The 14,989-nt window shown below is 63.9% G+C and carries 16 protein-coding genes; 2 read left to right on the top strand and 14 right to left on the bottom strand.

What is annotated here, in order from left to right; all coding sequences use genetic code 11:
* Window positions 1-10: 10 nt before the first annotated feature.
* Genes ACP3TA_RS08600 through ACP3TA_RS08575 form a run of 6 tightly spaced genes read right to left on the bottom strand, consistent with a single transcriptional unit; the run spans window position 11 to window position 4,902 of the window.
* Window positions 11-370 carry an L-rhamnose mutarotase gene (locus tag ACP3TA_RS08600; RefSeq protein WP_049272375.1) on the bottom strand — a complete coding sequence of 120 codons (360 nt, stop codon included), beginning with the start codon at window positions 368-370 and terminating at the stop codon, window positions 11-13.
* On the bottom strand, window positions 367-1,143 hold the full coding sequence (locus ACP3TA_RS08595; protein WP_046688200.1) for an SDR family oxidoreductase: 777 nt from the start codon (window positions 1,141-1,143) through the stop codon (window positions 367-369). The genes ACP3TA_RS08600 and ACP3TA_RS08595 overlap by 4 nt, the downstream gene beginning before the upstream one ends.
* Window positions 1,121-1,984: an amidohydrolase family protein gene (locus ACP3TA_RS08590; protein WP_060659977.1), complete on the bottom strand. Its 864-nt coding sequence runs from the start codon at window positions 1,982-1,984 to the stop codon at window positions 1,121-1,123. The genes ACP3TA_RS08595 and ACP3TA_RS08590 overlap by 23 nt, the downstream gene beginning before the upstream one ends.
* Window positions 1,985-1,998: 14 nt before the next feature.
* Window positions 1,999-3,276: an L-fuconate dehydratase gene (locus ACP3TA_RS08585; protein ID WP_033641773.1), complete on the bottom strand. Its 1,278-nt coding sequence runs from the start codon at window positions 3,274-3,276 to the stop codon at window positions 1,999-2,001.
* 14 nt (window positions 3,277-3,290) lie between these two features.
* Window positions 3,291-4,136 (bottom strand): fumarylacetoacetate hydrolase family protein, encoded by an 846-nt coding sequence (locus ACP3TA_RS08580; RefSeq protein ID WP_042783645.1) that lies wholly within the window; start codon window positions 4,134-4,136, stop codon window positions 3,291-3,293.
* Window positions 4,137-4,161: 25 nt separating this feature from the next.
* Window positions 4,162-4,902: an SDR family oxidoreductase gene (locus ACP3TA_RS08575; RefSeq protein ID WP_060659978.1), complete on the bottom strand. Its 741-nt coding sequence runs from the start codon at window positions 4,900-4,902 to the stop codon at window positions 4,162-4,164.
* A 236-nt stretch (window positions 4,903-5,138) separates the two neighbouring features.
* Between ACP3TA_RS08575 and ACP3TA_RS08570 the strand changes: the two genes are divergently transcribed.
* Together ACP3TA_RS08570 and ampH are read left to right on the top strand one after the other, a co-directional pair.
* The gene (locus ACP3TA_RS08570; protein ID WP_033641770.1) at window positions 5,139-5,897 is read left to right on the top strand and encodes a FadR/GntR family transcriptional regulator; all 759 of its coding nucleotides are present in this window, start codon (window positions 5,139-5,141) and stop codon (window positions 5,895-5,897) included.
* 126 nt (window positions 5,898-6,023) lie between these two features.
* Entirely contained in the window at window positions 6,024-7,166 is a 1,143-nt protein-coding gene (gene ampH, locus ACP3TA_RS08565) for a D-alanyl-D-alanine-carboxypeptidase/endopeptidase AmpH (protein WP_060659979.1), read from the top strand.
* A gap of 33 nt (window positions 7,167-7,199) precedes the next feature.
* Here the strand turns inward: ampH and hpaC are convergent, their stop codons facing one another.
* The 8 genes from hpaC to hpaD form a co-directional block, all read right to left on the bottom strand.
* Window positions 7,200-7,715, bottom strand: a complete 516-nt coding sequence (gene hpaC / locus ACP3TA_RS08560; protein WP_033636989.1) for a 4-hydroxyphenylacetate 3-monooxygenase, reductase component — start codon at window positions 7,713-7,715, stop codon at window positions 7,200-7,202.
* 16 nt (window positions 7,716-7,731) lie between these two features.
* A complete protein-coding gene (gene hpaB / locus ACP3TA_RS08555) occupies window positions 7,732-9,294 on the bottom strand; it encodes a 4-hydroxyphenylacetate 3-monooxygenase, oxygenase component (RefSeq protein WP_004933158.1) in 1,563 nt (520 codons plus the stop codon).
* Between the two features lie 178 nt (window positions 9,295-9,472).
* A complete protein-coding gene (hpaA, locus tag ACP3TA_RS08550; protein ID WP_004933161.1) occupies window positions 9,473-10,369 on the bottom strand; it encodes a 4-hydroxyphenylacetate catabolism regulatory protein HpaA in 897 nt (298 codons plus the stop codon).
* Window positions 10,370-10,403: 34 nt separating this feature from the next.
* The gene (hpaX, locus tag ACP3TA_RS08545; RefSeq protein WP_021505400.1) at window positions 10,404-11,774 is read right to left on the bottom strand and encodes a 4-hydroxyphenylacetate permease; all 1,371 of its coding nucleotides are present in this window, start codon (window positions 11,772-11,774) and stop codon (window positions 10,404-10,406) included.
* A gap of 3 nt (window positions 11,775-11,777) precedes the next feature.
* Window positions 11,778-12,572 (bottom strand): 4-hydroxy-2-oxoheptanedioate aldolase, encoded by a 795-nt coding sequence (gene hpaI, locus ACP3TA_RS08540; RefSeq protein WP_033641769.1) that lies wholly within the window; start codon window positions 12,570-12,572, stop codon window positions 11,778-11,780.
* A gap of 76 nt (window positions 12,573-12,648) precedes the next feature.
* Entirely contained in the window at window positions 12,649-13,452 is an 804-nt protein-coding gene (gene hpaH, locus ACP3TA_RS08535; RefSeq protein ID WP_033641768.1) for a 2-oxo-hept-4-ene-1,7-dioate hydratase, read from the bottom strand.
* 14 nt (window positions 13,453-13,466) lie between these two features.
* Entirely contained in the window at window positions 13,467-13,853 is a 387-nt protein-coding gene (locus ACP3TA_RS08530) for a 5-carboxymethyl-2-hydroxymuconate Delta-isomerase (protein ID WP_004933172.1), read from the bottom strand.
* Between the two features lie 50 nt (window positions 13,854-13,903).
* Window positions 13,904-14,977, bottom strand: a complete 1,074-nt coding sequence (gene hpaD, locus ACP3TA_RS08525; RefSeq protein ID WP_426784583.1) for a 3,4-dihydroxyphenylacetate 2,3-dioxygenase — start codon at window positions 14,975-14,977, stop codon at window positions 13,904-13,906.
* Between the last annotated feature and the right edge of the window lie 12 nt (window positions 14,978-14,989).

Raw genomic sequence — 14,989 nt, 5'->3', positions numbered from 1 at the left:
GATGTTGGCGTTATTGCTGTTGCAGAGAGAAAATCCGCGCCATTTCCACCCATTTTTCGCCCTGCGGCGTCCAGGGGGTGGCGGCCTGGTAGTGCCACATCAGCGCTTCCCATCGCTGTACTTCGGGGTTGTTCAGGCTGGCGGCGTCAAAACGCGCGGCGTCGAAATCGGCGCTGACCTCCACGATCATGAACAGCCGGGTGCCCAACCGGTAAATCTCCATGTCCAGAATGCCGTGCTCGCGCAAATGCGCGGCGATGCCCGGCCAAATGCGCTGATGATGCTGCTGGTACTCCGCAATCAGCGCCGGTGAGTCAATCAGATCGAGCGCCTGGCAGAAACGGCGCCGCCCTGCCGCCGCGCTGCTCACGTCAGCGCCCGATCGAGATGCAGGTAGCCGCCGTCCACCGACAGCCACTGTCCGGTGGTGTGTGATGACCGCGACGACAGCAGAAACGCCACGGTATCGGCGATCTCCTGCGGCGTGGTCATGCGCTGCCCGAGCGGAATGCGCGCGGTGATCTTCTCCATCTGCCGCTGCGGGTCGGCGAAGGTGTTGAGCCAGCGCTGGTACTGCGGGGTGATCACCTCCGCCGGCACCACCGCGTTCACCCGCACCCCATCATGGCGCAGCGACACCGCCCATTCGCGCGTCAGCGCCAGCACCGCGCCCTTGGCGGCGGTGTAGCCGCTGGTGCCGCCCTGGCCGCTGAGCGCAGTCTTGGAGGCGATGTTGACGATGACGCCCCGGCTCTCCCGCAGCGCCGCCTGGCACAGGTGCGCCATCAGGTAGTAGTGCACCAGGTTCTTTTCCAGCGAGCCGACGAACGCTTCGCGCCCCGCCTCTAGCCCGACGCCGTCGTTGACCCCGGCGTTGTTCACCAGCCCGTCAATGCGGCCGAAGGTCGCCAGCGTCTGGCTGACCGCCCGGCGGCAGGCCGCCTCGTCGCACAATTCGGTGAGGATCACCCCGGTGCGCGGCTGCAGCCGCTGCAAATCGGCCAGCAGCGCCGCCTCCGGCGCGGCGTTGGTGACCAGCACCGGGATCGCCCCCTCTTCGGCCAGCACATGAGCAATCGCCGCGCCGATGCCGGCACCGCCGCCGGTGACCAGCACCACCTTATCTTGCAGATACAGATCCATAACCAGACTCCGTTAACCCGTAAATTCGCCGTGCGGTGTCGCCCCAAATCGCCGCCTGCTCGGCGGCCCCCAGCGTCGACAGCGCCCGTTCACACAGTTGCACCACCTGGCGGTAGTCGCCGGCCAGCAGGCACACCGGCCAGTCGGAGCCGAACATCAGCCGCTGCGGGCCGAACGCCTCCAGCGCGGCGTCGAAGAACGGCAGCAGTTCTTCCGCCCGCCACCGGCCACCCGGCGCCTCGGTGCTCAGCCCCGAGAGCTTGCAGGCCACGTGCGGCAGCGCCGCCAACGGCCGGATTTGCTGCGCCCAGTGCCGCGCGCCGCGCGCGATGTCCGGCTTGCCGAAGTGATCCAGCACCAGCCAGTGTTGGTCGTGGCGGCCGGCAAACGCCGCCGCGGCCGCCAGATCCCGGTGCGTCACCAGGATCTCGTACACATACCCGGCACGCTGCAGCATTTGCATGCCGCGTTCCACCTCGGGCCGCGCCAGCCAGGCCGCCGGATCCGCTTCGTCCTGCACCTGATGGCGCACCCCGCGCAGCGCGCTGTAAGGTCGCCAGGCCTCCAGACGCTGCGCCAGCTGTGGCGCGGTGATATCCAACCAGCCCACCACGCCGCATACGCCCTCGCTCTGCTCAGCCAGCGCCAGCAGGGCCAGCGTCTCGTCCTCGCTGGGGCGCGCCTGCACCGCCAGCGCGCCGTCGAAGCCGTGTTCCTGCAACAGCGGCCGCAGCCGGGGCGGATCGAAATCCTGTCGCAGCACGCGCATCCGCTCGTCGATCCACGGGTAGTGCTGCGGGTGGTAGCGCCAGTAGTGCTGGTGAGCGTCGATGCGCGGCATGCGATCCTCCCGCCTCACCCGCGGAACCGATACTGCTCGATCGACGACGGATGCATCTCGATCGAGTAACCGGGACGGCTCGGCGGCATGTAGGCCGCGCCCTTGATCACACAGGGATCGACAAAGTGTTCATGCAAATGATCGACGTACTCGATCACCCGGCCTTCGTGGGTGCCGGCGATGCACAGGTAGTCGATCATCGACAGGTGCTGCACGTATTCGCACAGCCCGACGCCGCCAGCGTGCGGGCAGACCGGCAGCTGGTATTTGGCCGCCATCAGCATCACCGCCAGCACTTCGTTGACGCCGCCGAGGCGGCAGGCGTCGATCTGCACCACGTCCACCGCGCCGCGCATGATGAACTGCTTGAACATGATGCGGTTCTGGCACATCTCACCGGTGGCCACCTTGACCGGCGCCACCCCTTCGCGGATGCGGCGATGCCCCTCCACGTCATCCGGGCTGGTCGGTTCTTCGATAAACCAGGGGTTGGCGAACGCCAGATGTTTCACCCACGGAATGGCCTCGCCCACCTCCCACACCTGGTTGGCGTCGATCATCAGCCGGCGATCCGGGCCGATCACCTCACGGGCGATGCGCACCCGGCGAATGTCGTCTTCCAGATCGCGCCCGACCTTCAGCTTCAGGTAGGAGAAACCGGCGTCGACCGCTTCCTGGCACAGGCGGCGCAGCTTGTCATCCGGGTAACCCAGCCAGCCGGCGGAGGTGGTGTAACAGGGGTACCCTTCCTGCAGCAGCCGCTCCAGGCGCCGTTCTTTGCCCTCGGCCCGCTGTTTCAGCAGCGCCAGCGCTTCCTGCGGCGTGATGCAGTCGGTGATGTAACGGAAGTCGATGCAGCGCACCAGTTCCTCCGGCGTCATCTCCGCCACCAGCCGCCACACCGGCTTGCCGACCGATTTGGCCCACAGATCCCACACCGCATTGACCACCGCGCCGGTCGCCAGGTGAATGGCGCCCTTGTCCGGCCCAATCCAGCGCAGCTGGCTGTCGCTGGTGAAGCGCCGCCAGAAGGCGCCCATGTCGGCGGCGATCGTCTCCAGTTGCTCACCGACGATCTGATGTTCCAGCGCGCGGATCGCCGCACAACAGATCTCGTTGCCGCGGCCGATGGTGAACGTCAGCCCGTGGCCGCTGAGATCCGCGCGATCGGTCTCCAGGATCACGTAGGCGGCGGAATAGTCGGGATCCGGATTCATGGCGTCGGATCCGTCCAGCCCCAACGAGGTGGGGAAACGAATGTCTTCAACCCGCAGTGCGGTAATGGTGGTCATGGCGGCGCTCCCGGTTAAGCCTGTACGGTTTGCTGGCGCTGTTCGCCCAGCCCTTCGATGCCCAGACGCATCGTCTGGCCCGCCCGCAGATAGACGGGCTGCGGTTTCTGCCCCATGCCGACGCCCGGCGGCGTACCGGTGGAGATCACGTCGCCCGGCTGCAGGCTCATAAAGCGGCTGAGGTAGCTGACGATTTGCGGAATGCGGAAGATCATGGTGCTGGTGTTGCCGTCCTGATAGCGCTTGCCGTCCACCTCCAGCCACAGGTTCAGGCTGTGCGGATCGGCGATTTCGTCGGCGGTCACCAGCCAGGGGCCGATCGGCCCGAAGGTGTCGCAGCCTTTGCCCTTGTCCCAGGTGCCGCCGCGCTCAATTTGATATTCGCGTTCGGAGACGTCGTTGATCACGCAATAACCGGCGACGTGGCGCATCGCGTCCGCTTCGCTGATGTAGCGCCCGCCCAGGCCGATCACCACGCCCAACTCCACTTCCCAATCTGTTTTCTGCGAGCCGCGCGGGATCTCCACCCGGTCGTAGGGGCCGACCACCGCGCTGGTCCATTTGTTGAACACCACCGGTTCTTCAGGAATGGCCGCGCCGGTTTCCGCCGCGTGATCGGCGTAGTTCAGGCCGATGCAGATGAACTTGCCGATGCCGCCGACGCAGGCGCCGAGGCGCGGCTGCCCCTCGACCAGCGGCAACGCGGCGCTGTCCAGCGCGCGCAGTTTGGCGAGCGACGCCGGCGATAACGCGGCGCCGCCCACGTCGGCGATATGCTGCGACAGATCGCGCAGGCGGCCCTGCGCATCCAACATGCCGGGGCGCTCTTGCCCGGGTTCCCCATAACGTAAAAGTTTCATGCGTTCCTCTCTCAAAAATGGCGGCTCAGTTGCTCCAGCCGCCGTCGATGATCTGCACCGTGCCGGTGGTGTACGAACTGGCGTCGGAGGCCAGATACAGCGCCAACTGGGCAATTTCCTCGGTGGTGCCGATGCGCCCGATCGGCTGGCGGGCGACGAACGCCTGATACACCTCTTGCTCGCTACGCCCCTGCTCGCGCGCCTGCTCGGCGATGCGCTGACGCAGCGACGGCGATTCCACCGTGCCGGGGCAAATGGCGTTGCAGCGGATGCCCTGGGTGACGTAATCCGCCGCCACCGAGCGCGTCAGGCCAATCACCGCCGCCTTGCTGGCGCCGTAGGCGAAGCGGTTCGGCACCCCTTTCACGCTCGAGGCCACCGAAGACATGTTGATGATCGAACCTTTACCGCGCGCCAACATGCCCGGCAGGAAGGCGCGGATCATGCGGAACATTGCGGTCACGTTGAGATCGAGCGCGAACGCCCACTGATCCTCGCTGCAATCGAGGATCGATCCGCTGTGCACCACACCGGCGCAGTTGAACAACACGTCGATCGGGCCGATCGCTTCCGCCGCCGCCGCAATGGCGGCCGGATCGGTGACGTTCAGCGCCAGCGCGCGGATCCCGGCGCAGCCCTGCAGGCGCTCGAGGTTGATGTCGCTGGCGATCACGTCGGCGCTGGCGGCGGCGAACAGCCTGGCGGTGGTGAATCCGATCCCTTGCCCGGCGGCAGTGATCAGTACGCGTTTCCCGGTTAAATCCATCTTGACTCCTCGGCCTAAAGGTCTAATGGTCAGGCCACTAAAGGCGGTTAAAGGTCAGGCCTCTAACATGACAAAAGACGCTTTACGCGTTATCGTTGGGGGAAGAAGTTAATAAAAACAGCCTTGAAACCGCATTTCGATTAACCTTTTTTTTACACTTGAATAACGATTACTCAAGCGCCTTGTCGCATAATTGTGCGCCAAATCACTGAACGCCGAATCGTCAAAGGTCAAAAATGCCGATTACCCGACTGGAAAACCCAAGGATTTACAGACAGATAGCTGACCAGCTCAAACGTCTTATCGAGAACAACGAATTTCCGCCGGGCAGCCGCCTGCCCTCGGAGCGCGATCTTGCCCAGCAGTTGCAGGTCAGCCGCGCGTCGGTGCGCGAGGCGCTGATCGCGTTGGAAGTGATTGGCCTGGTGGACGTCAAGGTGGGCAACGGGGTGATCGTGCGTTCGCAAACGCCGCCGCCGGCGTCGCAAGAACCGGTCATGGCCCAGGCCGGCCGCAACCAGTGGGCGGAAATCGACGACGAACTGAATATCGAGCTGGATTTCAACGCCGAGCTGCCGCCGTTTTCACTGCTGCAAACCCGCCTGTTGATCGAACCGGAGACCGCCGCGCTGGCCGCGCGCCACGCCACCGACGAAGAGCTGGCGGGCATCCGCGCCGCCTATGAGCAGAACTGCCGCGATAACCGCGCCGGTTCCGCCACCCACCCCGGCGATCGGCTGTTCCACATCCGCATCGCCCAGGCCAGCGGCAACCCGGCCTATGCGTTCATCATCGGCCACCTGCTCGGCCACCGTTACGGCAGCATGTTCCGCGTGCTGCAACGCCACTATACGCCGGACGACATGCCGCACCGTTCCGAACTGGAACACCGGGCGATCCTGGCGGCGATCGAAGCGCGCGACGTGCGCGGCGCCCGCAAGGCGATGAAGGCGCACCTCGATGAAGTGATCGCCATTTTCGCCCGCGCGCAGTAGCTCGCCGGCGGTGAAAAAATTTTATCGCCACCGCTCTTTTTTCTACATGCAGCCGGGGCCCGGGCGCATTACACTGGGCGACGGATGAGCCCTTTCCCCGCTGCATTGTTAAATGGATAACGACCGTTGAAGAACTCTGTCTCCGCTTTATTGCTGGCGCTGGGCCTGTGCGCCGCGCCGCTGGCCGTGCAGGCCGCGCCCCCGCAGCTGGCTTCGCAAATCGTCGACCAGTATGCCGAACATATTTTCTACAACAGCGGCGCCACCGGCATGGCGCTGGTGGTGATCGACGGCAATCAGGTGGTTAACCGCAGCTTTGGCGATACCAAACCCGGCAACAACCTGCGCCCGCGCCCGGATTCGCTGATCCGCATCGCGTCGATCACCAAGCTGATGACCAGCGAAGTGATGGTGAAAATGGCGGCGGCAGGCCAGGTCAAACTGACCGATCCGCTGCGCAAGTACGCCCCCAAAGGCGCCTATGTGCCGGCTTACAACGCCGGGCAGCCGATCACCCTGCTGAACCTGGCGACGCACACCAGCTCGCTGCCGCGCGAGCAGCCGGGCAAGAAGCCGCCGAAAACGCCGGTGTTCACCTGGCCGACCAAGGCCCAGCGCTGGCAGTGGCTGGCGCATGCCAACGTCACGGTGCCGCCGGGCGTACACGCCGCCTACTCCAACCTGGCGTATGACCTGCTGGCCGACGCGCTGTCGCGCGCCGCAGGCAAGCCCTACAACGCGCTGCTGAAAGAGAAAATCACCGCGCCGCTCGGCATGGTCGACACCACGCTGACGCCGAGCCCCGAGCAGTGCTCGCGCCTGATGGTGGCGGCGGCCGGCCCGAGCGCCTGCCGCGACACCACCGCCGCGGCCGGCAGCGGCGGCGTCTACTCCACCCCGCGCGACATGCAGCGCTGGATGCAGCAGTTCCTCTCCTCCAGCGCCAGCGGTCCGCGCAAAGCCACCGCCGCCAGCGAGCAAACCATGTACTTCCAGCGTCACGATCTGGTGTCGCTGAAGGGCATGGACGTGCCGGGGCAAGCGGATGCGCTGGGGTTGGGTTGGGTGTATATGGCGCCGAAGGACGGGCTGCCGGGCATCATTCAGAAGACCGGCGGCGGCGGCGGGTTCATTACCTACATGGCGATGATCCCGGCGAAAAACGTCGGGGTGTTCGTGGTGGTGACCCGCTCGGAGCTGAGCAAATTCACCAACATGAGCGATCCGGTCAACCGCCTGGTGAGCGATCTGGCGGCTAACAAGAGTTGAAACGCGGGGCGCAGCCTGCTGCGCCCCAACGCCTCAGGCCGGCACCGCCATCGGGTGGATCACCGAATGGAAATTGCGCTTGAAGTAGATCAGCCCGTTGCCGGCTTCGCTCAGCGCGATCTGCTTGATCTGCACCAGGTACATCTGGTGGGTGCCGATGCTCTGGATCTGCTCGATCTCCCCTTCCAGGCTGGCCAGGGTATTGCGCAGCACCGGCTGCCCCAGCGCACCGAGCTGCCACTCTTCCAGCCGGAAGCGATCTTCCATGCTGACGCCGGTCATGCCGGCGAAGTGGCGCGCCATCAGCTCCTGCTCGTGGTTGAGCACGTTGACGCACAGCCTGCGGTTTTCCTGAAACACCGGGTTCATCGCGCTGTTGCGGTTGATGCACACCAGCAGCGTCGGCGGCGTATCGGTTACCGAGCACACCGCCGTGGCGGTGATGCCGCAGCGCCCCGCCGGGCCGTCGGTGGTGACGATATTCACCGCCGCCGACAGGCTGGCCATGGCGTCGCGAAAGCGCAGGCGCTGTTCATTTTCCTGAGACATACCACCTCCTCCTGAATTACTTCAGCAGATTATCCAACTGATTAATATCGTCATTGTTCCGCAGGTGCGGCACCTTCCAGCCGTGCTGATCGTAATCGGCCAGGCACTTGTCGACCATCTGCATCATGCGATCCATGTTGCCGGATCCCTGCGCGTGGCGCAGGCACTGCAGGCGGATCTCATCCTGGCTGCCGGCGTAGTTGATCTCATACAGCTCGTGACGGCCGCCGAATTCGCTGCCGATCGCATCCCACATCAGCTTGAGGATCTTGATGCGTTCGACGTGATCCATGCCGTCCGATCCACGCACGTAGCGTGCCAGGTACTTGTCGATCTCCGGGTTGTTCATGTCGCGCACGCTGGACGGCAGGTAGATCAGGCCGCTGGTGACGTTCTTCTCGATGATGTGTTTCACCTTGGTGTAGGCCATCGGCGCCATCACGCGGTAGGTCTGCAGCGCGGCGGAATCCGGCAGGTAGGCGCCGTTTTCCCATTGCGTGGCTTCGGCACACATCGCGTCGCTCAGCGACCAGAACAGGTTGCGCCAGGCCACCACTTCGCCCAGATCGGCCTGCACGCCGCGGAACTCCAGCACGCCGGTACACGAGAGGCTCTTTTGCAGCAGCGCGGTGATAAAGTCCATCTTCACCGCCAGGCGCACGCAGGCCTGCAGCGGGAACAGCCGGGCGAAACCGCCCTGGGTGCTCCAGCGGCGGCAGCGATCGAAATCGCGGTAGATCAGCACGTTTTCCCACGGGATCAGCACATGATCCATGATCAAGATCGCGTCGTTCTCGTCGAAGCGGCTGGTGAGCGGGTAGTCGAACGGCGATCCGGTGGCGCCGGCCACCAGCTCGTAGGAGGCGCGCGAAATCAGCTTCACCCCTTCGGCGTCCATCGGCGCCACGAACATCAGCGCGAAGTCCGGGTTATCGCCCATCACCTGCGCCGAACCGAAGCCGATGAAGTTGTAGTGGGTCAACGCCGAGTTGGTGGCCACCACTTTGGCGCCGCTGACGATGATGCCGGCGTCGGTCTCTTTCTCCACCTGAATGTAGACGTCCTTCACCTCGTTGACCGGCTTGTGGCGGTCGATCGGCGGGTTGACGATGGCGTGGTTGAAATAGAGCCCGGTTTCCTGAATGCGTTTGTACCAGTGGCGCGCGTTGTCGGCGAACTGGCCGTAGAACTCCGGATAAGCGCCCAGCGCGCAGCCGAAGGCCGCCTTATAATCCGGCGTGCGCCCCATCCAGCCGTAGCTTTGGCGCGACCAGTCGGCGATGGCGTCACGCTGCTGGCGCATCTCTTCCGGGCTGCGGGCATAGCGGAAGAACTTGTGGGTGTAACCGCCGTTGCCGGTGTCGGTATTCCAGCACAGGCGATCCTGGCTGGCCGGATCGTGCAGCGCGTCGTACAGCTGGCCGACCGAGGCCGCCGCATTGCGGAACGCCGGGTGGGTGGTGACGTCTTTTACGCGTTCGCCGTAAATGTAGATTTCGCGGCTGTCCTGCAAACTTTTCAGGTACTCGGCGCCGGTGAACGGACGCTTGCTGTCGGCACGAAAGTCTTCTGGTTTCATCGGGTCTTCCTCGTAATCGGCATTTTTCAGGCCGTGGAGCCGGCCATTTGTTAAAATAATGTTTTCTTTTGGTTGCTTAATTGAAGCTGCCAAAGCCGGTTTCGAGAAGAGACTTTTGCGGCAATCGCCGGTACTTTTCAGGTCAGTTTGCCGCTTTCGCGGCAAACTGTGATCGCGGTTACGAAAGGGCGTGTTGCGCCGCGCGGTAGGTTGAAGGGGAACAGCCTTCCAGCCGATTGAAAAAACGGGCGAAATAGGCCGGATCCTTGAAGCCGAGGCTGTAGGCGGTTTCATGCACCGTGCAGGCGCTGAACAGCAGCATGCGCTTGGCCTCGCGCAGCAATCGATCGAAGATCAGCCGCTTGGGCGGCCGGTTGGCGAAGCGCCGACACAGGTCGTTGAGCCGCGATTCGGTCACGCCCAACGCCTGCGCATACTCCGGCACCGGCAGATGCTCGCGGAAACGCTCGTCCACCATCTTGTTGAAGCGTTGAAACAGCTGCAGTTCGCCGCGCACGCCGCTGTTGGCGCTGTCTTCCAGCGCGGTGTTGCGCAGCAGCAACGTGAACACCGCCTGCGCCAACAGCGCCAGCGTCTGTTCGCGCCCGGCCAGGTTCTGCGCGAACTCGCGGCGGATCAGCGCCCAATAATGGCTGAGCGCCGTCAGCTCCTGCGGCGCATCGGCCAGCGACAGGCAGATGCCCGGCATGTCCAGCGCCAGATTGCTGCCGGGATACAGGCGCTCCAGCAGCGGCCAAATCAGCTCCTGACGCACCGTCAGCACGTGGCCGTCGCTGTCCGGTTCGGTGAAGAACGCATGCGGCACCGACGGCGGCGTGAGGATGAACAGCGGCGCCTGCACCGAATAGTGCTGATCGTCGAGCTGCAGCTCTATCTTGCCGGTCTCCAGAAAATGCACCTGGAAGAAGCAGTCGTGCCAGTGCACCTGCATGTCGCGGCCGAAGAACGCCGCCAGCCCGGCGAAGGTTTCGTAGTGCACCTCGTCGGCGGCGTAGCGCGCGTCATACTCTTTGCAAATATCGATGTTGGCGATAAAACCGGTACTTTTCCGCACCTCATTACCTCCTGCAATCCTGCCTATCTGCGTATCAAGGCGTCGCTCTCGGGCGCGAATCCTTCATCGGGATGCGCCACACCAGCACGGCGCCGACGATCAACAGCGCCGAGACGAAATACAGCCCGGAGTTGAAGCTGCCGGTCATGTCCTTGAACCAGCCGATCAACAGCGGGCTGAGCGCCGATCCGATATTGCCGGTGGCGTTGATCACGGCGATCCCCACCGCCCGCGCTTCCAGGCTGATCGACTGATCCGGCGTGGTCCAGAAGATCGCCATGGCGGTAAAGGAACCGACCGACGCCATCACGATCCCCAGCAGTTGGATCAGGCTGTGATCGGTGGCGGAAGCCAATAGCCAGCCGGCGGCGGCGAACAGATACGGCAGCGCGGTGTGATGCTTACGCTCCTGCAGCCTGTCGGATCGTTTGCTCCACCACACCATGCCGGCGATGGTGCAGATCTGCGGGATCGCCGCCAGAATGCCGATCGTCACGTTGCTGCTGCCCTGGTTGAAGCTCTGCAGGATCTGCGGCGTCCAGATGTTGATCGCGCTCAGGGTGTTGGTCAGACAGAAATAGGCCAGCGTGTACATCAGCACGATCGGCGTGAAGATCTCGCGCCACAGGCTGCGCTGCTGCAGCGCGCGGTGGCTGCTCGGCCCGTTGGGTTGCACCAGCTGCAGCTTGTCGGCCTCCATCATCGCCTTCAGGCTGGCTTTTTCCTCGTCGGTCAGCCACTTGGCCTTGGCCGGGGTGTCGTCGAGGTAGAACCACACCACCACGCCCAACAGCACCGACGGGATCCCTTCCAGCAGGAACAGCCACTGCCAGCCCTTCAGGTTCATCACCCCGTCCAGCGCCAGAATATAGCCGGAGACCAGCGAACCGATCGCCATGGTCACCGGCATGGCGATCATGAACAAGGCGTTGGCCCGGGCGCGGTAAAACGCCGGGAACCAGTAGGTGAGGTACACCAGAATGCCCGGCAGGAAGCCGGCCTCGGTGATGCCGACGATCATGCGCAGCACATACAGGCTGGTCGGCCCGGTGGCGAACATGGTGCAGGTGGAGGCGATGCCCCACAGCACCATGATGGTGGCGATCCAGCGCCGCGCGCCGACCCGGCTCAGCATCATGTTGCTCGGAATGCCGAAGATCACGTAGGTGGCGTAGAACAGCGTCGCCGCCAGCCCGAACATGGTCGAGCTGAGGCCGAGATCCTTGCCCATCGTCAGCCCGGCGAAGCCGATGTTGATGCGGTCGAGGAAAGAGAAAACAAACAACACGAACAGGAAAATAATCAGGCGCCGAAACAACTTTTTAATCACCGATTGCTCGGCGGCGGTTAACGCTTTATGTTGCTGCGCCGGGTTGGCCGGCGGCAGCGAATCGACGTGGTTCATGGTTCAGTAGACTCCCGATGAAGGCGCTTGCGCCCCGCCCTGTTTGAACTCGTTCGCCAGGGCTTCCGCCGCCCGCGCCAGCAGGGTGGTATCCACCCCTACCGCGACGAACAGCGCGCCGGCTTCCAGATAGCGCTGCGCCAGCGCCTTGTTGGCCATCAAAATGCCCGGCGCCTTGCCGGCAGCGCGGATGCGCGCAATGGCGTCATCGATGGTGCGCTGCACCTCCGGATGCTGCGGATTACCGGCGAAGCCCATGTCGGCGCTGAGATCCGCCGGGCCGATAAACACGCCGTCCACCCCTTCCACCTGCAGGATCGCCTCCAGGTTTTTCACCGCCTCGCGGGTTTCAATCTGCACCAGCACGCACATCTGCTCGTCGGCCTGCTGCAGGTAATCGGGCACTCGGTTCCAGCGCGAGGCGCGCGCCAGGGCGCTGCCGACGCCGCGCACGCCATGCGGCGGATAGCGCGTGGCGCGCACCGCGTCGCGCGCCTGTTCGGCGTTCTGAATCATCGGGATCAATAAGGTTTGCGCGCCGACGTCCAGCAACTGCTTGATGATCACCGCATCGTTCCACGGCGGCCGCACCACCGGCTGGCTCGGGTAAGGGGCGACCGCCTGCAGCTGCCCCAGCACTGTCTGCACGTTGTTGGGCGCATGTTCGCCGTCGATCAGCAGCCAGTCGAAACCGGCGCCGGCCAACAGTTCGGCGCTGTAGCTGCTGCACAGCCCGAGCCACAGCCCGATCTGCGGGCGTTTTTCCTGCAGCGCTCGCTTGAAGTGGTTGGTTAACATCGCATTCTCCCTGACAAGCGGGCGCGGCGCGTGGCCCCCGCCCGGTTATTGCGGCTCGGTTCGCCGAGCCTGCTTATTAGACGAAGCGGCAGCTGATGCAGCCCATCGGGCCGTAATCGACGTGGAAAGTATCGCCGCGCCGCGCCGGCACCGGCCGGGTGAAAGAACCGCCGAGGATCACCTGCCCCGCTTCCAGCTCCACCTCATACGGCGCCAGCTTGTTGGCCAGCCAGGCCACGCCGTTGGCCGGGTGGTTGAGCACCGCCGCCGCCACGCCGGACTCTTCAATCACGCCGTTGCGGTACAGCAGCGCAGAGATCCAACGCAGATCCAGCGCATCCGGCTTGATCGGCCGCCCACCCATCACCACCCCGGCGTTGGCGGCGTTGTCGGAGATGGTGTCGAACACCTTGCGCGGCCGCTGCGTCTCGGGATCGACGTTGTGGCTGCGCGCGTCGATGATCTCCAGCGCCGGAATGACGTAGTCGGTGGCGTTGTAGACGTCGAACAGCGTGCAGTTCGGCCCGCGCAGCGGCTTGGCCAGCACGAACGCCAGCTCCACCTCCACCCGCGGCACGATGAAGCGATCGATCGGAATGTCGCTGCCGTCGTTGAAGAACATGTCGTCCAGCAGCGCGCCGTAGTCCGGTTCGGTGATCTGTGAGCTGACCTGCATGGCGCGCGACGTCAGGCCGATCTTGTGGCCTTTGAGCGCGCGCCCCTCGGCGATCTTCAGCGCCACCCACTGCCGCTGAATGGCGTAGGCGTCTTCGATGGTGATCTCGGGATGATCGAGCGACAGCGCGCGGATCTGCTCACGACTCTTTTCCGCCTGATGCAGGCGCTGCACGGCGCGGTTAACCTGCTCTTTATCCAGCATTTACGACCCCTTATTCACGCTTTATTGAACAGCGCGTGGACATTGTTCTGTTTGTAATTCAGCACCGGATCCAGCTCTTCCATGGTGAAAGAGAGCGCCAGGTAACGCTGCGCCATCAGCGCGGCGAAGTGTTCCTTGATCAGCGCAAACAGCATCTCGCCCACCTGCTGACGGCTTTCCAGACTGCGGCCGTGGCCGATCTTCAGCGTCATGTGCACGAAGGCGTAATCCTGCTTGCCGTCGGCCATCTGCCAGGTATCGAGCCAGATGGCCCGGCTGCGCACGCCGGCCAGCGGGAAGATGCCGGTCGCCGCCAGCGCCTCGTTGACCTTGGCGAACAGGGTGGGCAAATCCGCCTCGCGGCGGATGTTGTCGGTACATTCAGCGTAAAAATGGGGCATAGCGTTCTCCAGACGGCAAATATGCGCGGGCGCGGCCCGCGCAGCGGCATTTACAGCGTATTGCCAAGTTTGAAACCTTTTTCCGTATCGCCCTCACGGGTATAGGAAAAACCGTCTGCGCCAATGGTGACGGCCATTTCGCTGGGCGCACTGCGCTCAATGACCGGCTGCGGCTGCCCATCGAGATCCAGCACCAGCGATCCTTCGGTATACCAGCTCGGCACCACCGGATTGCCCCACCAGTCGCGGCGCTGGTTGTCATGCACGTCCCAGGTCACGGTCGGGTTGTCCGGATCGCCGGTGTAGTAATCCTGCGTGTAGATTTCCACGCGGTGGCCATCGGGATCGCGCAGGTAGAGATAGAACGCGTTGGAGACGCCGTGGCGGCCGGGGCCGCGTTCGATCAAATCGGATTTGCGCAGCGCGCCGAGCTTGTCGCAGATGGCCAAAATGTTGTGCTTTTCATGGGTGGCGAAGGCGATGTGGTGCATGCGCGGCCCGGCGCCGCCGGTCATCGCGGTATCGTGTACCGTGGCCTTGCGGCGCATCCAGGCGGCGTAAACCACGCCGTCTTCATCGCGGATGTCTTCCGTCACGCGGAAGCCCAGCCCCTGGATGTATTCCACGGCGCGCGGCACGTCAGGGGTGATTTGGTTAAAGTGGTCGAGGCGCACCAGCGCGCCCGGCGTATACAGATCGTAGCGCCAGGCCAGACGCTCGACGTGCTGCACGTCGTAGAAAAACTCATACGGGAAACCGAGCGGATCTTCTACCCGCACCGCATCGCCGATGCCTTTGGCGAACCCGTTCACCCGACGCTCGGTACGGCAGCCAAGCGCCTTGAAATACGCTTCGGCGCGATCGACGTCTTCCGGCGTGCGCACGCGGAAAGCAAACGCCGCCACGGCGGCGACCGGGCCTTCGCGCAGCACCAGGTTATGGTGAATAAACTCCTCCATCGAACGCAGGTAGAGGGTTTCATCCTCTTCGGCGGTCACGACCAGGCCGAGGATATCGACGTAAAATTCGCGTGCGGCTTTAAGGTTCGTGACCTGAATTTCCATGTAGGCACAGCGCACGACGTCGGGAGCAGGGACAGCATCAGTGGTAAGTTTTGTCGTCATTGTTCTCATCTC

It is taken from the genome of Serratia sp. 2C06 (assembly GCF_050037615.1).
GTDB lineage: Bacteria > Pseudomonadota > Gammaproteobacteria > Enterobacterales > Enterobacteriaceae > Serratia > Serratia ureilytica.
This window is presented reverse-complemented; position numbering and strand designations above follow the sequence as displayed.